At 33.1% G+C, this 21,565-nt stretch carries 23 protein-coding genes and 1 tRNA gene; 7 read left to right on the top strand and 17 right to left on the bottom strand.

All coding sequences use genetic code 11. The annotated features are described in order from the left end of the window. Nucleotides 1-37: 37 nt before the first annotated feature. The 7 genes from LI_RS04030 to acpS all read right to left on the bottom strand — a co-directional run bounded on the left by LI_RS04030 (nucleotide 38) and on the right by acpS (nucleotide 4,781). The gene (locus tag LI_RS04030) at nucleotides 38-973 is read right to left on the bottom strand and encodes a ribose-phosphate diphosphokinase (RefSeq protein WP_015353775.1); all 936 of its coding nucleotides are present in this window, start codon (nucleotides 971-973) and stop codon (nucleotides 38-40) included. A 39-nt stretch (nucleotides 974-1,012) separates the two neighbouring features. Beyond that, nucleotides 1,013-1,088 (bottom strand) — tRNA-Gln (locus tag LI_RS04025). Nucleotides 1,089-1,117: 29 nt separating this feature from the next. Further along, nucleotides 1,118-2,035: a 4-(cytidine 5'-diphospho)-2-C-methyl-D-erythritol kinase gene (gene ispE / locus LI_RS04020; RefSeq protein ID WP_011526818.1), complete on the bottom strand. Its 918-nt coding sequence runs from the start codon at nucleotides 2,033-2,035 to the stop codon at nucleotides 1,118-1,120. Between the two features lie 99 nt (nucleotides 2,036-2,134). Continuing rightward, nucleotides 2,135-2,617 carry a metal-dependent hydrolase gene (locus tag LI_RS04015; RefSeq protein WP_011526817.1) on the bottom strand — a complete coding sequence of 161 codons (483 nt, stop codon included), beginning with the start codon at nucleotides 2,615-2,617 and terminating at the stop codon, nucleotides 2,135-2,137. A 158-nt stretch (nucleotides 2,618-2,775) separates the two neighbouring features. Next, on the bottom strand, nucleotides 2,776-3,573 hold the full coding sequence (locus tag LI_RS04010; RefSeq protein WP_011526816.1) for a transporter substrate-binding domain-containing protein: 798 nt from the start codon (nucleotides 3,571-3,573) through the stop codon (nucleotides 2,776-2,778). Nucleotides 3,574-3,843: 270 nt separating this feature from the next. Then, the gene (hslV, locus tag LI_RS04005) at nucleotides 3,844-4,377 is read right to left on the bottom strand and encodes an ATP-dependent protease subunit HslV (protein ID WP_011526815.1); all 534 of its coding nucleotides are present in this window, start codon (nucleotides 4,375-4,377) and stop codon (nucleotides 3,844-3,846) included. A gap of 26 nt (nucleotides 4,378-4,403) precedes the next feature. Next, nucleotides 4,404-4,781 (bottom strand): holo-ACP synthase, encoded by a 378-nt coding sequence (gene acpS / locus LI_RS04000; RefSeq protein WP_011526814.1) that lies wholly within the window; start codon nucleotides 4,779-4,781, stop codon nucleotides 4,404-4,406. Between the two features lie 136 nt (nucleotides 4,782-4,917). Between acpS and LI_RS03995 the strand changes: the two genes are divergently transcribed. Further along, nucleotides 4,918-6,249: a UDP-glucose dehydrogenase family protein gene (locus LI_RS03995; protein ID WP_011526813.1), complete on the top strand. Its 1,332-nt coding sequence runs from the start codon at nucleotides 4,918-4,920 to the stop codon at nucleotides 6,247-6,249. 59 nt (nucleotides 6,250-6,308) lie between these two features. Here LI_RS03995 and LI_RS03990 read toward each other — a convergent pair whose 3' ends face one another. The 3 genes from LI_RS03990 to LI_RS03980 form a co-directional block, all read right to left on the bottom strand. After that, nucleotides 6,309-7,259: a chemotaxis protein gene (locus tag LI_RS03990; protein ID WP_011526812.1), complete on the bottom strand. Its 951-nt coding sequence runs from the start codon at nucleotides 7,257-7,259 to the stop codon at nucleotides 6,309-6,311. Nucleotides 7,260-7,323: 64 nt separating this feature from the next. Continuing rightward, complete coding sequence (gene ispH, locus LI_RS03985; RefSeq protein WP_015353774.1) at nucleotides 7,324-8,184, bottom strand: 4-hydroxy-3-methylbut-2-enyl diphosphate reductase; 861 nt, start codon at nucleotides 8,182-8,184, stop codon at nucleotides 7,324-7,326. Nucleotides 8,185-8,213: 29 nt separating this feature from the next. Next, the gene (locus LI_RS03980) at nucleotides 8,214-8,804 is read right to left on the bottom strand and encodes a hypothetical protein (protein WP_011526810.1); all 591 of its coding nucleotides are present in this window, start codon (nucleotides 8,802-8,804) and stop codon (nucleotides 8,214-8,216) included. Nucleotides 8,805-9,009: 205 nt separating this feature from the next. On the opposite strand from LI_RS03980, the gene metK reads away from it, so the two are divergent. Next, a complete protein-coding gene (gene metK / locus LI_RS03975; protein WP_011526809.1) occupies nucleotides 9,010-10,185 on the top strand; it encodes a methionine adenosyltransferase in 1,176 nt (391 codons plus the stop codon). A gap of 109 nt (nucleotides 10,186-10,294) precedes the next feature. After that, nucleotides 10,295-11,098 (top strand): histidinol-phosphatase, encoded by an 804-nt coding sequence (locus tag LI_RS03970; protein WP_223604154.1) that lies wholly within the window; start codon nucleotides 10,295-10,297, stop codon nucleotides 11,096-11,098. Between the two features lie 248 nt (nucleotides 11,099-11,346). On the opposite strand, the gene LI_RS03965 is transcribed toward LI_RS03970, so the two are convergent. Beyond that, nucleotides 11,347-11,796: an acyl-CoA thioesterase gene (locus tag LI_RS03965; protein WP_011526807.1), complete on the bottom strand. Its 450-nt coding sequence runs from the start codon at nucleotides 11,794-11,796 to the stop codon at nucleotides 11,347-11,349. 105 nt (nucleotides 11,797-11,901) lie between these two features. On the opposite strand from LI_RS03965, the gene LI_RS03960 reads away from it, so the two are divergent. The 4 genes from LI_RS03960 (at nucleotide 11,902) to LI_RS07355 (ending at nucleotide 15,295) form a co-directional block, all read left to right on the top strand. After that, entirely contained in the window at nucleotides 11,902-13,023 is a 1,122-nt protein-coding gene (locus LI_RS03960; RefSeq protein ID WP_231850137.1) for an MltA domain-containing protein, read from the top strand. Between the two features lie 136 nt (nucleotides 13,024-13,159). Then, on the top strand, nucleotides 13,160-14,356 hold the full coding sequence (locus LI_RS03955; RefSeq protein ID WP_011526805.1) for a hypothetical protein: 1,197 nt from the start codon (nucleotides 13,160-13,162) through the stop codon (nucleotides 14,354-14,356). A 77-nt stretch (nucleotides 14,357-14,433) separates the two neighbouring features. Continuing rightward, nucleotides 14,434-14,703 (top strand): AEC family transporter, encoded by a 270-nt coding sequence (locus LI_RS07365; protein ID WP_050812173.1) that lies wholly within the window; start codon nucleotides 14,434-14,436, stop codon nucleotides 14,701-14,703. A gap of 223 nt (nucleotides 14,704-14,926) precedes the next feature. Next, complete coding sequence (locus LI_RS07355; protein WP_011526804.1) at nucleotides 14,927-15,295, top strand: AEC family transporter; 369 nt, start codon at nucleotides 14,927-14,929, stop codon at nucleotides 15,293-15,295. 95 nt (nucleotides 15,296-15,390) lie between these two features. On the opposite strand, the gene lepA is transcribed toward LI_RS07355, so the two are convergent. The 6 genes from lepA to LI_RS03920 form a co-directional block, all read right to left on the bottom strand. Then, nucleotides 15,391-17,196, bottom strand: coding sequence for a translation elongation factor 4 (gene lepA, locus LI_RS03945; protein WP_015353773.1), 1,806 nt, complete (start codon nucleotides 17,194-17,196; stop codon nucleotides 15,391-15,393). A 64-nt stretch (nucleotides 17,197-17,260) separates the two neighbouring features. Next, complete coding sequence (locus tag LI_RS03940) at nucleotides 17,261-17,947, bottom strand: amino acid ABC transporter permease (protein ID WP_011526802.1); 687 nt, start codon at nucleotides 17,945-17,947, stop codon at nucleotides 17,261-17,263. A gap of 1 nt (nucleotide 17,948) precedes the next feature. After that, nucleotides 17,949-18,824, bottom strand: coding sequence for an amino acid ABC transporter ATP-binding protein (locus LI_RS03935; RefSeq protein WP_011526801.1), 876 nt, complete (start codon nucleotides 18,822-18,824; stop codon nucleotides 17,949-17,951). A 10-nt stretch (nucleotides 18,825-18,834) separates the two neighbouring features. Beyond that, nucleotides 18,835-19,533, bottom strand: coding sequence for an amino acid ABC transporter permease (locus LI_RS03930; RefSeq protein WP_011526800.1), 699 nt, complete (start codon nucleotides 19,531-19,533; stop codon nucleotides 18,835-18,837). Nucleotides 19,534-19,588: 55 nt separating this feature from the next. After that, on the bottom strand, nucleotides 19,589-20,359 hold the full coding sequence (locus LI_RS03925) for an ABC transporter substrate-binding protein (protein WP_041817133.1): 771 nt from the start codon (nucleotides 20,357-20,359) through the stop codon (nucleotides 19,589-19,591). A gap of 141 nt (nucleotides 20,360-20,500) precedes the next feature. Continuing rightward, nucleotides 20,501-21,448: an RluA family pseudouridine synthase gene (locus LI_RS03920; protein WP_223604152.1), complete on the bottom strand. Its 948-nt coding sequence runs from the start codon at nucleotides 21,446-21,448 to the stop codon at nucleotides 20,501-20,503. Between the last annotated feature and the right edge of the window lie 117 nt (nucleotides 21,449-21,565).

Here is a 21,565-nt window from a genome sequence, read left to right as displayed (position 1 = left end):
TCCTTGATCATACCTTTGATTATCTTATAGTTGATTGTTAGAAAAGAACGCTAACAGAAGAGCTATTATGAATGTTATAAATAGCTGTTGCTAATAAACCTGCTACTGAAATTACATGTATTTTTGAGCATTCTTTGTTTTTATCTTGTATTGGGATAGTATCTGTAACTAGTACTTTGGTAAATACAGAGCGATTTAGATTTTCAATTGCAGGTCCTGAAAGAACGCCATGTGTGGCTGTTGCGTTTACCTCACGTGCTCCAGCACGAAGAAGGAGTTCAGCCGCAGCAGTTATAGTTCCTGCAGTATCAATAATATCATCTACAAGTATTGCAATACGATTTTTTACATCTCCAATTACACTGGTGGCAATAGCTTGATTTGGATTATCTCGTCGTTTATCAATGATAGCAAGGGGAGCTTCGATTTTTTTAGCAAAAGCACGTGCTCTTTCGACACCTCCAGCATCTGGGGATACAACAACAATTTCATCTTTCATACTAAAGAAAGGCTCTAATAATGCTTTTGATGCAAAGAGGTTATCTACAGGGCAGTTAAAAAAACCTTGAATTTGACCTGCATGAAGATCTACTGTCACAATACGATTTGCACCTGCAGTAGAAAGGAAGTCAGCTACTAACTTTGCACTTATTGGTGCACGTGGATTAACTTTTCTATCTTGTCTGGCATACCCATAATAGGGTATTACTGCTGTGATACGGGTTGCGCTTGCTCTTTTAAGCGCATCAAGCATAAGACATAATTGCATTAAATTATAGTTGACTGGATCACATGTAGGTTGAATGACAAATACATCACCACCACGGACACTACTATTAATTTCAATTCGAGTTTCTCCATCACTAAATGTTTCACAGAGCGATGGTGTGAGGGGACATCCTAAGTTGTTACAAATAGCATGTGCAAGAGGAAGGTTTGCTGTTCCTGAAAGAATTTTTAACTCACCATACATAAAACTGAAGGCCTTTGGCTTTATAGCCATTAATAAAAATGGCTGGGGCGGAAGGACTCGAACCCTCGAATGACGGGACCAAAACCCGTTGCCTTACCAACTTGGCGACACCCCAACTTTTTAACTAAGTTGTTCTTAAAATATCTACTGCAATAACTGACTGAATGTTAAAATATTTTTTTTCTTATAAAACTCAGTCATAATTGACGTCTGGTTATATTCTTTAAATAAGCCATATATTGATGATCCACTACCACTTAGTACAGCAGCTCGCGCTCCAAACTGAAGGAGTTGTTCTTTGAATACACTTAATTCTGTGTATTCAGAAAAGATAACTGGCTCAAAATCATTTTTCATCCACAAGTAGTCTGACAGATGGGTGGATGGTGAGCTTCTATCCCAAGAGTATTTTTTTGTCAAGTTATTGTTATAACGTGAGGAGGTAGCTATCTGTTTTTTATTATAATCATCCCACATTTTATATGCATATGGGGTTGAAATTTTTAGGTTTGGACAAATAATAAAAAGCGTATTGCCTGAAATATTAAGGTTAGAAAGAGAGATTTCTTCTAACTTCTCTCCAATGCCAGTAGCTCGACAAGGTTTATTTTTAAGAAAAAATGGGACATCTGCACCAATCTCAGCAGCAAGTTTTAGTAGTTTTGATGGAGATAAGGGAAGTGGACTATTTTTTTGTAACCAAGTTAGTAATGCAGCAGCATCTGAGCTACCACCACCAAGACCAGCTCCATAAGGGATCCCTTTTTTTAAATATATAGAAATAGAAGGGGTAAAATGTGTAGCCTTAGTAAAAAGGGTATAAGTTTTTGTCAGAATATTATTCTCTAACTCAATATCAAGAATATTGCAGGAAAGATGAAGCCCTTGGTTATGATTAGTTATTTCAATATGAAGTTCATCATGAGGTTCAGATAGTGGTAGAAAAATAGAGTCTATTTTATGCCAACCATTAGGAAGAATTCCTGTAATATATAGATTAAGATTTACTTTACATCCAGTAGTAATCGTACAACTGGTACTAGAAAGGTGAGAATAAATCATAATTAATATATAACGATAGCTTTTCTAAACAATAAAATAAAATCATTATGACAATGATAAAAATTGATTGAATTAACTTACTACTTATATTACTACACTTTATTTGGATAACATTTTTGACCAATTATACTGTGATATAATACAACTAATTGAAATAATAAGAAATACAAGCTCACCAACACTGCCAGTTGATATAAGGCTAAGCCCAATACGCTTTTTACTACCAAATGGCCACATGGGGATACCCATAGGGGTGAGGCTATCTAGAAGAACATGCGTAATACCTCCAAACCCAACCCATAACATTATTTCTGAAAAAAGTTGATTTGCTATTGGTGATAATGCAAAATGTTTTAATGGAAAATTCATTAGTCCTAAAATCATTAAGAGTAGATACCATCCCATCCAATGTGAGGTCTGTCTGTGTATACGTCTCCATTGCTGTTTGTTCCCCATAGCAAAGGTCCTATCTGCAAGATCAGGTAAGATACTTCCTACAAGTGTAGCAAAAAGTCCAGGAGGCGAAGCTTCAAGAGCTAAAGCCCCTGCAATAGCAATAGCTTTATGTGTAAACCATTTCATGATAATTTGTTATTGGGTTAGTAAGATTGTCAGGGTAGTGTTACTATTTTTTAGTATTGTAAAAAGCTTTACTTTAATAGAGGTTACAAGTTAAAGAATATTATAATAATCTAGTTTTAATATATAGTATTTTTTGAGAATTAACAATAAGAAAGTAATCATATAACTTCATTTTTCCACTTTAGAGAATTAAACCAATAGTTTTTTCTTTCGCTAAGCCAACCTTCATTTTCTATGAATTTAATCCAATTATTTAATATGTTAAGGCTATCTGGATCTCCCTTCTTTATTGCAAATCCTACAGATTGATGAGTAATGGGGAGTGTATCTAAACGAATAAGGTTGCCATTTGAGTTTATAGCTTGAATCGCTGGTAATGGTGCTGAAGCTAATAATATATGTGATTGTCCAGATTCTACATCTTTTATAGATGCAACTTCATCATCAAAGAGTCTAAAAGATGCTTTAGGAAGAAGTTGCTTTGCAGGAGTAATAACTGTACTACCATTACGTATAGCAACTATAACTTCAGGTTTATTAAAGTCTTGTGGAAACTTCATCCCTTTAACTTTTTTTGCATTAGCCAGGACTTCAATATCTGTTTGATGGTATGGGTTAGAAAAATTGACTTGAAGATTACGTTCAAGAGTTATCGTAGCCCCACTAATGATTATATCAAATTTGTTTGCAAGTAGAGATGGGATAATTTCTGTCCATCTTGTTGGAACTAGTTGTAAGGTTACACCTAAATCTTGAGCAAGTCTTTTAGCGATATCAATATCAAATCCTACGTATTCACCATCTTTATTTTGTATAATCCATGGTAAAAAAGGAGCAAATCCTACACGAAGCACACCACGTTTGATGACACCTTCTATAAGAGGTTCCATCTTTGCATGAGTATAGCTATAAGAACATACTATAATAGCTAATAATACTATAAGAAGTTTTTTCATATCATCCTTGTAGTATATTAATAGTTATATGTATTTCGAACTATTAAATAATAATATAAATAATAGTAGCTGATATTATATTGAGGATAATTCTATGAAATAAGTATCATTTCAATGATTTATTATATAATGAAATAAATAATACAAACATATAACTATCTTTGTATATAGTTATATACTAAATTTTTAGTGATAGAAGGATATTAGTTATATTATTATAATAATGTTGATTTAGGTATATTACATTATTTTGTTATACTGTTTTAATCACTATAAAGTTTCTAGGGTAAGATTTAAGTTGGTAAAAACACATATTTCTGCAGTAATACGCATGCTTTCACGAGCAATTTCTGCAGCACTTAACTCACTATGAGCGACTAAAGCCCTTGCTGCAGCCACAGCATACAATCCGCCACTTCCAATAGCTGCAATCCCATCGTCTGGCTCAATAACATCCCCAGTTCCACTTAGTACAAATGTATGATCTTTATCTACAACAAGTAACATTGCCTCAAGGCGACGTAAGTATTTATCTTTACGCCATTCTTTAGCAAGCTCTACAGCCGCTCTAACAAGATTACCATTTGTTTCTTCCAAATAGTTATCAAAACGTTCAAATAAAGTGAAAGCATCAGCTGTTGTACCTGCAAATCCAGCTATTACTTGATTTTTATACATTCTACGAACTTTTTTTGCTGTATGTTTCATAACAACTGATTGACCTAATGTGACTTGTCCATCTCCAGCTAATGCAACATGACCTTTATGTCTTACAGCAAGAATAGTTGTTCCACGAATTTCCATCTTGTTTCCTTTTTAAGTTGTATTTTTTATGTTTCTAATATAACCACCGCACCAGCTGTATTATGACTATGTGTTAATGTAATCATTATATTGTTAACACCAAGGGAGATAGCTTTTTTTTTTGCATTGCCTTGAAAATGTAGCTGTGGCTTACCATTGGGTAAAGAAGAAATTTCTATATTTTTGAATGTGATCCCGTCACTAAAACCAGTTCCTAACGCTTTTGAGGCAGCTTCTTTAGCAGCAAATCTTGCAGCTAGAGATGCTATAGAAGGTTTTAGTAAAAAGTTATTGTATTCAATACTAGTAAAAATTTTATAGAGAAATACATCACCAAATGTAGAAAAGGTTTTTTTTATACGTAAAATTTCTACCAAATCCATTCCTAAGCCAATGATAGCCATATAATACCTCTATAGTAATATAACATAAAGATTATATAGCTTGTCTTATTGTATTATACAAGATCAAGTTGACGATATGGTTGCATCTGTTTACAAGCAATACCTATGGATATAAAGGGTACTGAAGGAGTATTTCATGCATATTTGTGTAATAGGAACAGGATATGTTGGACTGGTAAGTGCTGCTTGTTTTGCTGAAATGGGTAATCATGTTTATTGCGTAGATATTAACCCAGCAGTAATTGAAGGGCTTTGTCATGGCAAGATACATATTTTTGAACCTGGGCTATCTGATTTAGTTAAACGGAATACTTCTGAAGGGCGATTATATTTTACTACAGATTTGAGTACAGGGATTAAAGATGCAGAAGTTGCTTTTATTGCTGTAGGGACACCTTCTACAGAAGAAGGTACATGTGATACATCTTATGTAGAACATGTTGCATCATCATTAGGTCAATGTATGAGTTCTCCTCTTATTATTGTAAATAAATCAACTGTTCCTGTTGGTACAGCAGATAAAATTCGAATATTAGTTAAAGAAGCTCTTAAGACTCGAGGAATAGAACTGTCTTTTGATGTTGTTTCTAATCCAGAATTTCTTAAAGAAGGTGATGCCATTGCTGACTTTATGAAGCCGGATAGAATTATTGTTGGGACAGACTCTGAATCATCAGCACATTTACTACATAAGCTTTATGCACCGTTTGCACGGAATAGAGAGAAGCTTATTGTAATGAGTGTACGGAGTGCAGAACTAACAAAATATGCAGCTAACTGTATGCTAGCTACAAAGATTTCATTTATTAATGAAATGGCTTTATTGTGTGAAAAATTAGGTGCTGATATTCGTGAAGTGCGTAAAGGTATTGGTGCAGATCATCGTATTGGGTACCATTTTATTTATCCTGGTGTTGGCTATGGTGGTTCATGTTTCCCAAAAGATATTAAGGCACTTATTCATACAGCAAACCAAATTGGTATAGATTCAAAGTTGTTAGAGGCAGTAGAAGTTGTGAATGATCGTCAGAAACATTCAATGGCTGTAAAGATTCAGGAATATTTTTCTGGCCAGAGTGGTATTAAGGGTAAGACACTTGCATTATGGGGGCTTGCATTTAAAGCTAATACAGATGATGTTCGTGAGTCACCAGCAATAGCAATTATTAATAATTTGACAGCAGGAGGTATGTATATCCGTGCATTTGATCCTGTTGCCTATGACACAGCAAAAGCTGTTCTTCATGATAATATGCTTGTGAGTATTGAAGCAGATCCTTATACTATATGTAATAATTCAGATGCACTACTTATTGTAACAGAGTGGAATCAGTTTCGTAATCCTGACTTTGAAAAAATTAAAACATTGCTCAACATGCCTGTAATATTTGATGGACGTAATCTTTACTCTCCTTCCTTTATGAGGCAATGTGGTTTTACCTATTATTGTATTGGATATGGGAAATGATTTTTTTTTTTTTTTAGTATGGGAAAAGGTATGGTAAAGGATAGTATCTAGTTGAATGGTTAGCTCTGTCGTTCAGCAATAAGGGCATATACACGTTTAGCAAGATGAGTGACCTCAGGTTTTGAAATTTGATCGTCTGCACCAACATCAATTCCTTTATGACGAAGTTTATCTGTAATAATTGAAGAAAAAAGTACAACAGGAAGTTTTCGTAGTTGAGGATCTTCTTTTATTCTTTTACAAAGATTAAGTCCATCCATACTTGGCATTTCAATATCTGTTATAACTGCTTGTACGTAGTCAGTAATATTTTTATTTTCCTCAGTAGCTCTATTTTTAAGTTCAGTTAAACGTTCCCATGCTTCACGGCCATTATTAACAGCTTCGACTTCAAAATTTGCTTTTTGCATCAAATCCTTGAGCATTTCACGGATAAGGTTTGAATCGTCTGCAATTAGAGCACGGTAACGAATTTCGCTTCCCCATGTTACAGCCTCATCAAGTCGGAGACTTAATGCAGGGTTAAGTTCAGCTACTATTTTTTCTAGATCAAGAATAAAAACAATACGATCTTCAATAGTTATAATCCCAGTAATGGTTGTTTTAGAAACTTGAGAGACATAGTCATTTGGGGGCTCAACTTCATCCCAACTAATACGATGGATTCTATTCACTCCAGAGACCATAAAAGATGTTGTTACGTCATTAAATTCTGTAACAATAACTTTTTTGGGCTCATCTGTTTTTGCAAGTTTTTTCCCAAGCCAGTGACCTAGATCAACAAGGGGAATAACATGTGAGCGTAAATTAAACGCTCCAAGTATCGACTCATCTTGAGTATCAGGTAGTTCTGTCACTTTAGGCATTCTAATAATTTCAAGTACCTTAGCAACATTCACACCATAATATCCTCGATACACTTCTCCATTGTCATCATCCTCATCAAGAAAAAATTCTACTATTTCTAGTTCATTTGTTCCAGATTCAAGAAGAATACCTGTTTGTGACATGTTGCCTCCAACTTATGTCTTCCAAGTAAAGAATGGGTATAATCTATCTACTTTTTTTATGGGATTAACTTAGATTATTACTAAGGAAATCTTCCACTTTATCAATAAGCTGTTTTGGGGTAGATGCTCCTCCGGTGAGTCCAATAATATCATTTTGATCTAATTCATTATTTCCATAAAGGGCATCTACTGTTTCAATATGAAATGTTTTGATTCCTTTTGCTTTTGATAGCTCAACAAGTCTACGAGTGTTACCACTAGTAAATCCACCAACTACAACCATAGTATTCACTTGTTCTGTAATAGAAAGAAGTTCTCTCTGTCTTTTATATGTGGCATCACATATGGTATTAAGAATTACAGGTTGTATTCCTTTTTGATGGAGTATTTCTTGTATTTCTTTGAAAGTTATTTCATCTTGTGTTGTTTGAGAGGCGAGAACTATTGTTTTGTTTTGAGAATTATCAAAGTCTTCAACAAATTGTTTTGTGTCAAAAACATGGAATGGGCCTTGAGAATAGGAAATAAGTCCTTTTACTTCAGGGTGGTTTGCTTCACCAAAGAGAAGTAATATTGTTTCACTGTTAGTTGCATTCGCAATTGCAAGTTGAGTTTTTTTTACTTTTGGACAAGTGGCATCTATGAGGTTAATCCCAATGTCAGTTAGTTGTTGTTCTTCATAGATAGGAATTCCATGTGCTCTTATAATAACAGTATCTCCAGCACGGACTTCTTCAATAGAGTCAACACATATAACTCCTTGAGCCTTATATTCTACTATAACTTGAGGATTATGGATAATAAGTCCATACATGACAAAACGTGTATTAGCTTTTTCTTTATTTTCAATAGACTGAGAAAGTTTACGTAAAGCAAGATCAACACCCCAACATGTCCCTGCTGTTTTTGCTCGTATTACTTGCATATATTTTTCTACCTTTATTATCAAGGTTTTTAAGAGATTAGAATTGGTTCTACTAAACGTAACGTATATGGTTTAATTATTACTTCATCATGAAGATTTTTAAAAGTAGTGCCAAGTTCCTTTTTGTATATATATTGGAGAGAGTCTGGCTCTAATGAGGAATCAGCAAAGAGAAGTAATGTATTATTGTATAGTAAGTTATAGCCACATGTCCAGTGTTGGAGAAATAACCCTTTTGTAGGTAAATAGCGAATAAACTGAAAGAGACATGAACGTTTTTCTCCATTAGAAAGCCAATTTATAATAGAACACCAAACATCATCGCTAGTGATATGGTTATCCAGTTTTTCAGTCGCATGAGGGAATGCTTTTTTTACTGTAATAGAACCACGTTTTGACTCTTGTTCTAATATGTTATCAACCCAAAATACATAATCTGTTTTTTGATCAAGAACTTTTTGGAATAGTTCAAGATCCTTAGCAACATTAAGTAAAGCTTCATGTAATAGTTTGCGTGCATTAATTAAATTTATTCCTTGGGCAATTCGAATACTATTAATAGCTGCATATGCAGCACAAAAAACGTCAATTTGTCCTTGGTAAACAGGTTTTTTTATCATAATAGTATTTATTTAAAGTTAGATTGGTTTTTTATTTTAGTTTATGAGCCCCTCTGGACATAGTCTAATCATACATGATAGCAATATTCTATTGTTACTTATTATATTTATTGTGTTAATATAGTTAACGTTAAACACAAGAAAATTATATAATGAATTTATAATTTTGATACAGTTTTTTGCTTGTATTTTTAGGGGAGAAGATATGACCATTGAAAAGGGGAGATACTTTTTTACCTCTGAATCAGTAACAGAAGGTCATCCAGATAAAGTTGCTGATCAAATTTCTGATGCTGTTTTAGATACGTTGTTAGAGCAAGATCCACATTCTAGAGTAGCTTGTGAGGCTTTAGTTTCTACTGGGATGGCTATTATCGCTGGGGAAATTACAACAAATGGTTATGCAGATTTGCTAAGTGTAGTTCGAAGGACCATACAGTCCATTGGTTATAATAGTTCTGAGATGGGTTTTGACTGGCAGACATGTGCAGTTCTTTCCACAATTGATAAGCAATCATTAGATATTGCTCAGGGAATTGATCGTGCAAAACCTGAAGAGCAAGGTGCAGGAGATCAGGGAATGATGTTTGGTTTTGCTTGTAGAGAAACTCCAACGTTAATGCCAGCACCTATTTATTGGGCACATCAGCTTTCTCAAAAATTAACAAAAGTACGAAAAGATGGAGAAGTGTCCTTTTTTCGGCCAGATGGGAAAACACAAATATCTTTTGAGTATTATAATGGGGTTCCTGTAAGAATTAACAACGTTGTTGTTTCTACACAACATGCCCCTTCTGTATCACAAAGTGACCTTATTGAAGCTGTTAAGAGTAAAGTGATTCGTCCTGTACTTGAACCTACAGGAATGTTCGATGAGAAAGAATGCGAAATATATATTAATACAACAGGACGTTTTGTTGTTGGTGGCCCTATGGGTGATTGTGGTTTGACAGGAAGAAAAATTATTCAAGATACGTATGGGGGGTCAGGCCATCATGGCGGTGGAGCTTTCTCAGGGAAAGATGCCTCAAAAGTTGATCGTTCAGGAGCATATATGGCTCGTTATATTGCAAAAAATGTAGTTGGTACTGGATTAGCACAACGCTGTGAAGTACAAATTGCTTATTGTATTGGTGTAGCAAAGCCTGTTTCTGTTTTAGTATCTTCTTTAGGTACAAGCGATATTCCTGATGAAGTCTTAACAAAAGCTGTACTTGAGGTTTTTGATCTAAGACCTTATTTTATTACAAAGCGTTTAGATTTACTAAGACCAATTTATAGTAAGACTTCTTGTTATGGGCATTTTGGAAGAGAATTACCTGAATTTACTTGGGAACAATTAGATGCTGTTAAAGATTTACAAACAGCTTTAAAAATATAACAATAGTTATAATTTGTTATGAAAGAATCTACTTTAGAAATAAAAGTAGATTCTTTTTTAATAACTACATAATGAAAGTAAAGGAATACTATTGCTAGCTGATATACATATGCATACAAGTGCTTCGCATGGCAAAAATACAGTTGAAGAAATGTATTATGCAGCAAAAGATAAAGGCATAGACATTCAAGGTTTTTCTGAGCATGCACCAAGACCACATAAATATTCATATCCTATTGAATATAATAAACATTTGAGTTATAATTTCCCTCAGTATATTGAAAATGTGTCTCATATTAAAAAGTGTGGTTTTGAGCATCATAAAGTATTATTGGGTGTAGAAATTGACTGGTTACCTAGTGAAAGTCTTTTTATGGACTCAGTGATTTCTATGTATAATTTTGACTATATTATTGGTGGAGTACATTTTTTAGGGAGTTGGGGTTTCGATTTTACTATAGAAGACTGGCGTAACTTGTCATTATCTCAGTGTTATATGCATTATAAAAACTATTTTTCTTCTTTAAAAGAAATGGTGTGCAGTAAACTTATGCATGTTGTTGCTCACTTTGATCTTATTAAAATTTTTACTCCATCTATATTTAGAACTTGGATTAATAGTGCAGAAGGACAAAAAATAGTTTTAGAGTTATTGATAGCTATTCGTGATAGTGGTATGAGCCTTGAAGTTTCGTCTGCAGGGCTACGTAAATTTTGTAAGGAAATATATCCTTGTTTAGAAATAATAAAAATGGCTAAAGCACAAGGTGTATCAATTTGTTTTAGTTCTGACGCTCACTGTAAAAATACAATTGGTTTTGCATTTAACCAACTTTTTTATTACACTAAGAGTGTTGGATATTGTGCTTATAGGATTTTTGAAAAAGGGAAGGCTAAAGTAATAACTTTTTGAATAAGTTGATATTTTTTGATATAAGCGTATGTTTTTTTTTTGAATTAGCATAAGTTACTTGTTATTTTTTATTAAATATTAATACTAACCCTTACTAAGATAATATTTATAAGAATTTCTATTAGTTATGATGAGATAAACCAAGTACAATAATTTTACTTTAAATAAAGCAGAGTGAAGGTTAAGTTAAGAAAATACATAGTTATATTAGAAGTTGTCATTATTTCTAGTCTAATAAATAGTTATTTTTAACTACAGTTATGACTGTTGGGAATCATTAGTAAAGAACCATAGAAAATATTGATAAGCCATTCAGGAATTTTTATAAGTTGTCCATTTATGTTGGTACAGGCAAGTCTTGTAGTCCCATTAGTAAGTAACTTATTAGAATGTTTGTTTATAACAGAATAGCTAAAAGTCAAAGAAGCTTTTTTTATTTCATTAATTTTGATATGAACGTTTAGGACTTCATCATAGTGGGCTGGATGGCGATAGTGACATGTTGCATGACATACAGGTAATCTGATGCCTCTACTTTCAATCTCTGCATAACTTATACCAAGGCTACGGAGAAATTCAGTACGTCCTATTTCAAAAATATGTAAATATTCTGCATGATATAAGTAACCCATAGCATCTGTCTCACCATAAGAAACACGGTGAGAATAACATATTGTATGAGAAGGTGTATGTTGCATATTTTTATTCCTATTATGGGAAGGTATTTAGTTAGATGGAGATATCTATCTATTATAATATGTTTCTTAGGCATAGTTGGTTGTAGCAATAGTTTGATGGAATCTATGTCATCTAATGGCTTATCATATACAAATTTAAGACCTTTTTATAATATAAAAGAACAACAGAGTGCAACAGCTATTGCAAAGACATTTTCTCCAAGAAAACAAAATCTTCGCTCATGGAAAGAACTTAGGCCAGCTTTGGAGGCAACTCATCAATATTTAAGTAAGAAAGACTTAGAGCAAGTGGCAATAGCACATGGTGATATTGCAATTACATGGGGTCAACTTTTTAATACAGTTAATCGACTTGAAACATTACTTGATCAATTAGATGAACATCCAGAAGTTCTTTCAAAGGATTTTCAGTGGATAGGTTTAACAGAAGATATAAATTTTTTAGGTTATTATGAGCCTATGTTTAAGGCAAGCTATAAACCAAGTAAGGAGTATAGATATCCTTTATATAAAACACCACCAGACTTGCATCAGCTCAACCTAGGGTTATTTAAAAAAGAGTTGGTAGGATCTCATATTATATATCGACAAACAGAAAAAGGGCCTATTCCTTACTATAGTCGGTATGAAATTGATGATAAGGGAGTATTGAAGGGTAAGGGATTAGAGGTCGCATGGTTGAAAGATCCATTAGATTCTTACTTTTTACATATCCAAGGCTCAGGTTTATTAGTTTTTGAAGATGGTTCTTCTATACATATTGGGTTTGCTGGCAGTAATGGACAAGAGTATCATAGTTTAGCTAGTTATCTTGAAACACAAGGTATTATCCCGCAAGGGAATAAAAATATTGAGTTAATAAGAAATTGGATTCAAGAAAATCCATTACGCATGTCAGAATTATTATACAAAAATAATAGGTATGTATTTTTTAAACTGTATAAAGATGGACCAATTGGTAGTAGTGGATATATTCTTTCTCCCTGGATAAGTATGTCTGTTGATCGTTCTGTATTTCCTTTGGGGGCAATTATAGCTTTTGACTTATCTAATAATGCTTCTACTAATGAGTTTACAAAAGAAACCTGTGGTATTGGTATTGCTCAAGATAGTGGTGGTGTTAAGGGGAAAAAGATAGATATATTTTGTGGTAGTGGTCAACAAGCTTATCAAGAAAGCATTTCTTTGTCTGGAATGGGTAATGCATGGATATTACTTGCAAAGTAGAAAAAATATGGCATAGGTAAAACTATAGTATAAGTATATAAGTATAACTGTTATTTATTTTTGAATCTTATAACTACTATAGTTCTATATATCTGTTAGAAGGGATGATTAATAAACATTATTAATAGAGGCCAATATGGCAAAAGATGCAACTCTTGAGTCACTAGATGATATCATTGACTTAGTAGATATTGTTCAATCTTCTGACAAAAGTGAAAGTCAGGATTCTGAAAAAGTTGACTTTGATTCACAGCTTTCAGATATACTTAGTAATGATGATCCCATTTCATTAGAGGATATTCCGGACTTAGATGAACTTTTTGCAGAAGAGTCTGAAGAGGTAAAAGAAGAAAATAACTCTCAACAAGTTGATATTGATAGTGAAGATCTTCTTGATAATCTTGGAGAAGAAAAGGTTGAAACAAATGTTTTAAGTAAAATAGACTCTGACCCAGAAGATTTAGATGCGCTGCTTGATAATTTATTCAGTGAAGAAGAAAAAGAGCCAATTAAAAATCAAAAAGAATCATCCAATGCAAGTTTGAATTTAGGTCAATTAGAATTTTCGACTAATGAAGATAAAACAAACTTTTTAGAAAAGGCACTTGATGGCCTTGATGACCTAGATGATTTACTTATGGAAGAAGACTTAGACTCTACTGTTGATATTTCACCTAAAAAAATTGTGGATGTAGTTGAACAAGAGGAGAGTCCTAATCAGTTAGAAGATATTGATAAGACGTTACCTGATGTTGTGGTTGAAGATGTAACAAATGTAGAACATATACTATCAGATAAAGATAAAGGAGAAGTTGAGGCTATTCTTGATGCAGTAAAAGATCCAGCATTTTTAGCAAATGAAAAGAATCTACTAGATAATAATAGTAATGTGCCACAATCACTATCAGCAGTATCTTCTGAAGAGATTCAAATTAGTAGTAATGATTCTAGAGTAATGGAGACAGCTGCAAAAAAGGTGCAATCTTCTGATACAACTTTAGAAGTTAGTAGTGTACTTCCTTCTGTTACTAATACAGTTATAGATGAGTTGAATGTTAGAATCCAACAGTTAGAAAATGAGTCTCAGGCTCTTAAGCAAAGAGTAAGTGCATTAGAGTTAATTATTATGGCTCATGAGTCAGAAGTAGAGGAGTTACAAGATTCAAATGTGATGCGTTTTAATTCTATAGATGAAAAGATAGATAATTCTTTGCAGATGGATATACTTGTAAAAGAAGTGGTTGATAGATTGCAGCCAGAGATTGATAAATTTGCTGCTGAAGCAGCTGTACGAGTTATTCGTGAAGAAATTGAACTATTATTAAAGAAATAGTTTTATATAGTAGCATCATATAGTGTTATAGAAAGATAAAAATTTATATAGTACATAACTTATACTAAGTGATTCAATTGGATATTATTACAACTCTTATTCCTATTTTTGGTATTATTCTTTTTGGAGCACTTACTTACTATTCAGGATTTTTGCCTGCAAGTCTTTCCGTAGGTCTTAATCAGTTTACATATAACGTAGCTTTACCATGCATTGTTTTTTATAAATTAGTAAGAATAGAACCTGGTGAGTTTTTTTCAACGTTTATTTTGGGGATTTTATTAGATATAGTTGTCACCTATCTTATAGCATATAGTATTTTTCTTTTTCTTAAAAAAAATATTTGAAGAAAATATCATTTTGATATCATTGGCAAGTTTTTATAATGCAGGGCTTATGGGAGTACCAATAGTAGCACTATTGTTCCCAGGAGATACAATCGCTGTTGCTATAGGAGGTTTATTAACTGTCTTTAGTTCGTTTATTTTACTCTTTGTAGATGGGTAGCTAAGGTTATTTGAAGATAAATCAGAAACACAATGGATTGCTTTACAAAAGTTTTTTTCTTTTATGAGAAATCCAGTATTTTTAGATTCCATTCTTGTTGGATTATGGAATATTACTAGTTTTTTTATACCAACTCCGCTATTAACTATGGCTACTATACTTGGTGGAACGGCAGCACTCTGTGCATTGTTTTGTATAGGTATGATTTTGACAGCACAATTGTCTTCTTCAGAGGGTTTTGTAGCAGGCTGGTTTATACAACATTTACCAGTACATATTCTTAAATTAGCTATTCAACCATTGATAACTTACTGTTGTTTTACATTACTAGGTTTGAATAGTAAGTTGGTAGGTGTTATAGTATTAATTGTAGCTATGCCAAAAGGTATTATAGCTTATATTATTGCTGAAAAATATTATGTATATACATGATATGCTTCTCTTGATATTTTTTTAAATACAGCACTTTCAATTATCACAATCCCTTGTATTATTATATTATTATGCTAGTTGGGTAGTCTATAGTACTAATCGTCTCCCATTTGTAGTGCTGCAAGAAACGCTTCTTGGGGTAGTTCTACATTCCCCATCCGTTTCATTCGTTTTTTACCTTCTTTTTGCTTTTCTAATAATTTACGTTTGCGTGTTATATCTCCTCCGTAGCATTTAGCAGTTACATTTTTACGTAGAGCAGAGATTGATTCTCGAGCAATAACTTTTTGGCCAATAGCTGCTTGGATTGCTACTTCAAACATTTGTCTAGGAATAGTTTTTTTGAGTTTGATAGCCAATGAGCGGCCATAGTGATATGCTTTATCGCGATGAACAATAACAGCAAGCGCATCAACAGGTTCACCATTTAGTAAAATATCAAGACGTACAAGATTAGATATGCGGTAGTCTATGACTTCATAGTCCATAGAGGCATATCCTTTTGTTGCTGACTTAAGACGGTCAAAAAAATCAAAAACAATTTCAGAGAACGGGAGTTCATATGTAATAATTACACGTTGTTGAGCAGGATAAGCAATATTTTTTTGTATACCTCTTTTTTCTTCACATAATTTAAGAACATTTCCAACAAATTCACTTGGGACATGAATATCAATATGAACATATGGTTCATATAAGTGAACAATTTTCCCTAGTTCAGGGAGTTTTGATGGATTATCAATTTCTTGTATTTTCCCGTCAGTTGTTTCAACTTTATAAATAACTGAGGGAGCAGTAGCAATAAGTTCTACTTGAAATTCTCTCTCAAGACGTTCTTGAATAATTTCCATGTGTAATAAACCAAGAAATCCACAACGAAAACCAAATCCTAAAGCTTGTGATGTTTCTGGCTCCCATGAAAATGCTGCGTCATTAAGTTGAAGTTTTTCTAATGCTGCTTTAAGTATATCATAATCACTTGATTCAGATGGATAAAGCCCACAGAATACCACAGGTTGAATTTCTTTAAATCCTGGGATTGCTTTGGTACAGGGATTATGAAGAAGTGTAATCGTATCGCCAACTTTAGCGTCACCTAGTGTTTTGATATTACCACATAAAAATCCTACTTCTCCAGCAGAAAGTTGTGGGATATCTATTGCTTCTGGAGAAAAAACTCCTAGTCGAGTAATTTCGTAACTTTTTTCTGTTGAAAAAAGTTTTATTATATCATTTTTTTTTATTGTTCCATCCATTATACGAAAAAGTACAACAACACCTTGATATGCATCATACCATGAGTCAAATATCAGAGCTTTTAGTGGGTTGTTTGGATCTCCTTTTGGTGCTGGTAGTTGTTGAACAATAGCCTCAAGAACACTATCTACTCCTAACCCTGTTTTTGCGCTTATAGAGATAGCGGTCGAGCAATCAAGTCCAATAGTTTCTTCAATTTCAGCTTTAACTTTTTCTATATCAGCACTAGGAAGATCAATTTTATTAAGGATAGGAATAACCTCATGGTTATGTTCTAGAGCTAAGTATACATTGGCAAGAGTTTGGGCTTCTACTCCTTGAGTAGTATCTATAACAAGTAGTGATCCTTCACAGGCTGATAAAGAACGAGAGACTTCGTAATTAAAATCTACATGACCAGGTGTATCAATAAGGTTTAATATGTAAGTTTTTCCATCAGCAGTTATATATGGAATTCGCACTGTTTGTGCTTTAATTGTAATACCTCTTTCCCTTTCTAACTCCATTTTATCTAGATATTGGTCACGTTTTTCTCTATCCGAAACAAGGTTAGTATATTCAAGGATCCGATCTGCAAGAGTAGATTTCCCGTGATCAATGTGGGCAATAATACTAAAGTTTCTAATATTTTCTTGGATAGGCATGAGGAGATCCTTCATTTAACTACTTTTAGATAACATAAGAGAAGTTTTTTTAGTATAGTATATGTTATAAGTAGTCGATATGTTTTTTGCCAAACCCTGGGATAGCATACAGTGTTTCTAATTTTTTTAGTATCCAGGTAGCAATAGAAACAAAGCTTAAATAGTATATAGCTGCTATAAAATATATTTCCATGGGCTTAACTGTTTGAGAGACAAGAATTTTTGCCTCACCTGTGAGCTCTATACATGTGATAAGGTATGCAAGAGAAGAATATTTTATAAGATAAACAAGCTCATTTCCACATCCTGGTAAAGCATATCGTGTAGCTTGAGGAATAATAATAAAAAGTATAGCTTTTAGTCGAGTGAAGCCAAGAGCATAAGCTGCTTGGAGTTGTCCTTTTTTTATTGAGAGCAATGCTCCACGGATATATTCTGATTGGTATGCACCAGTACATAGGGTAAATCCAATAACTGCTGCAATATATGGTTCAAAATAAATATTTATATTAGGAAGGCCAAAATATAAAATCATAAGTTGGACGGTAAGGGGAACTCCTCGGAAAATGAGAGTGAATATATTTCCTAAACGTTGTAACCAACGTTTTCCGAATACACGAATTATACCTATACAAACACCAAGTAGAAAACCAATAATAGCTGATGGAATAATTAAAGCAATAGATACCAGTAGACCTTTATTAAGAGTAGGTACAACAGTCTGGGTAATAAATGTAATATCTAACAGCATATTAATTTTCGTTTTTTTCAGGGAAAGAAATGGATTCTGTACCACTATTAGTTAGATCATGAGAAAGATCTCCTGAAAGTAACATGCTGATAGATGGTTTCTCTATAGATAATGAATTACTTTGAAGAGGAGAAATAAAAGATTTGAAGAAGCCATTTGTTCTTGTTTGAGCCTCTGGAGAGAGAAGTTGACATGGTGAACCTTGCTCAACAATTTCACCATGTTCCATAAATAGAATATCTGTAGCAATAGCACAGGCAAAGTCCATCTGATGTGTTGTAATCACCATTGTCATACCATTATTAGCTAATTTTTGGATAACAGTTAGGACTTCACATGTTAATTTAGGATCAAGAGCTGAAGTTGGTTCATCAAGTAGCATAACATTAGGTTCCATTGCCAAAGCACGTGCAATTGCTAAACGTTGTTTTTGTCCTCCAGAAAGTTGTGCAGGGTATAGATTTGCTTTGTCTATTAATCCTACTTGTGCAAGTTCTTCTAATGCTCTTTCTCTTGCAGCTTTATAAGAATAATTAGCTACTTTACGTAAAGCAATCGAAATATTTTCTTCTGTGGTTAGGTGATCAAATAGATTAAAGTCTTGAAAAATCATTCCAACTTTTTTACGTAATTCAGATAAGCTATAGTGATTTGATAAATCGATTTTATCTCCATATAGGTAAATACCTCCGCTATCAGGTAAAATGAGGCAGTTAAGACATTGGAGAAAAGTACTTTTCCCAGCACCTGAAGGGCCAATCAACACTTTAATGTCGCCCTTATTAATGTTAACCGATATATTATTAAGAATCAGTTTATTATTAAATGATTTTGTAATATTTTTAACATAGAGAATAGGATATGTAGAATCTATCATAAAGACATCCTTAATGGAGAGAGGCAGTATATCCAGGAAGATAAAGATATTGTTCAAGTCGACGGAGTAAGGAAACACCTATAAGTGTAATAAGGAAATAAAGGATTCCTGCAACAATATATAGTAGTAAGTGTTCATATGTTCTTGAAGCTACAAATTGTGTCTGTGCCATAATCTCTGGTGTCCCAAGAACAAAACATATGGCAGAATCTTTAAGAAGGATAGAGTATTCGTTTGACCAACCAGGGATTGATAACCTTAATGCTTGTGGTAGAATAATTACAAGGATAGCTTGAGTACTGGTCATTCCAAGAGCTTTTGCTGCTTTTAGTTGACCAGAAGGTATCATTTGGATAGCACTTCTGATTATTTGTGTTTGATAACTTGAACTTGCAATCCCAAGGACAATACATGAGGTAGTGACTGCAGAGAAGTTAAGTTGAAGAAGTTCAAAGAGACCAAAGTAAAAAAGAAATAAGAGGAGTAGAATAGGGACTCCTCTAAAAAACCAACAGTAAATTTGAATACTATACCTAATATATGGTGGTCCATATACTTGTAAAATTGCCATTGGTATACCAAGAATAAGTCCAATAAAAAGGGCTAGAAGTACAGTTATTATAGTAACTAAACTTCCTTGGAAAATATTAGGAAGAGCTTCTATAATAATATTAATAGAATGTAGTAGTTCAGAGGAAATATTCAACATTTTAAAATATAATCCCCTTCATATATAAAGATTATATTAAATAAATATAAGTTGGCTAAGGGTTTTCTCTTAAAGGTAGATACTTTTGCTTTAGTGTTTCCCAAAATGGATCAGCCTGTAAAAGTAGAAACCCATCTTCAATACGTTTTGCTAGTTGAGTGTTTTCTTTTCTAACAGCAACACCAAAGGCATCGCTATAATCTATGATATAAAGCTTTTTTATAGCTTTATTATGTTTAATAGCATTATCAACAGGAAGGCAATCCATGACTGCGGCATTAATTCTTCCATTAAGCAAGTCTTTAATTACAAGAGGTGAAGAGTCATAATAGCGTAATTTATATTTATAACCTTTGTTTTTTAGCTCTTTTTCAAGAAACGTTGCTTCATTTGTACCACATTGTACTCCTACTATGATATTTTCTCCATAAAAAATTTCTTCAGGAGTTAATTTACTATCTTTATGAACAATAAGTATTTTTTGTGTTATCCAATATGGTCTTGTAAAAAGAATATTTTTTTCACGTTCTGGAGAAATACTCATTCCTGAGCAGATCATATCAATTTTTTTTGCAAGAAGTGCAGGAATAATTCCATCCCAACTTATAGGACGATGTTCAACTGTAAAGCCTAGTTTGTTTGCAATCCAATTAAGTGCTTCGACATCAAATCCTGTAGGATCCCCATGTTCATCTATAAAACTAAAAGGTGGATAATGAGCGTCAATTCCATTAATATAATGTTCTTTTTTTTCAGCATATATTGGATTTACAATAAAAAAAAAGCAAAATAAGATATTAATCCATAGAGAAAGCATGTACTTCATGAATAGTCCCAGTTATCTTTTGGAAAACATATAATGTTGTTTTAGCTATTACAATATAATTTGCTAGTTACTATAAGGTATAAAAAAAATATCTACAATATGCTATTGTTGTAACAAGTTATATAATATCTCATAATTAAATTAGTTAGGTATATCTTCTTGAGTAACTTGCCACTTATCATCCCATGAGGGAAGAATAGTAAACGTATATCCTGGAAAACTCAATCTGAAAGCATGAAGTTTAAGATTGTGAGAACGTATTGTATTCCCATATTTTTTATCTCCAATAATTGGAAAACCATGAATAGAAAGTTGAATTCTAATTTGGTGTGTACGGCCAGTATGAAGCTTGATAAGTAATAGGCTTTTATCTTTATACTGTTTTATACAACGTACTGTTAATGAAGCCTTTTGAGCTGAAGTTTGTTGTAGTTTATTTTGGTAACTATTAAGTCTTGAATAGTTATCCTGTTTTTGTTTTTTAGTAAGGATATCTTCAAGGCAGATGGGTTGAGTCCATGGACATATCCCAACTACCCATGCAAGATATTCTTTTGTTAGTTGTGTACTATGTGAAGCAAAAAGTTCAGAAAAATATCTTAGACTATTATATGTTTTAGCAACAAGAAGAAGCCCAGATGTATCTTTATCTAATCTATGTACAGGTGTTGGCATAAAAGTACTATGTGCATAATGTTGTGATAATCGGTGAGCTAAACTATCTGTTTGTCCTGTCCCACCATGAACAGCTAGGCCAGCTGGCTTATAAAATATAATAAACTCTGGGGAGTGAGCTATAACTGGGGGAAGTGGAGAAGTAGTATGAGAGCTTATAGGGCTTATATCATATTGATTATGTATAAGAGAGGTTGTTAAATCTTTTTTTTTATATTCGTATGCAAAAGGTGGAATACGTATTTTGTCTTTAAAGTTTACTATAGTAAAGGGGGTCACACGTTTCCCATTAATACGGGTTTGTCCTGTACGGATCCAGCGGTGTAATATGCTTTTGGGTACAGTTAAACGGCGAGTTAAAAATTGAAAAAGTTTTTGTCCTGCCTCATTTGAACTAACTATAATAGGTTGCATAATAAGCTCGATATACAAAAGTTATACTAAAAAACATATAGATAATAAGAAGATATCTACTTATAATTATTATAACTGTATAAAATTACTATAAGTTATAGCTAAGAAGTAAGGTTT

It is taken from the genome of Lawsonia intracellularis PHE/MN1-00 (genome assembly GCF_000055945.1).
In the GTDB taxonomy this organism is placed as follows: domain Bacteria; phylum Desulfobacterota; class Desulfovibrionia; order Desulfovibrionales; family Desulfovibrionaceae; genus Bilophila; species Bilophila intracellularis.
Note: the sequence above shows the minus strand (reverse complement) of the source record. Positions and strands in the feature narration are given on the sequence as shown.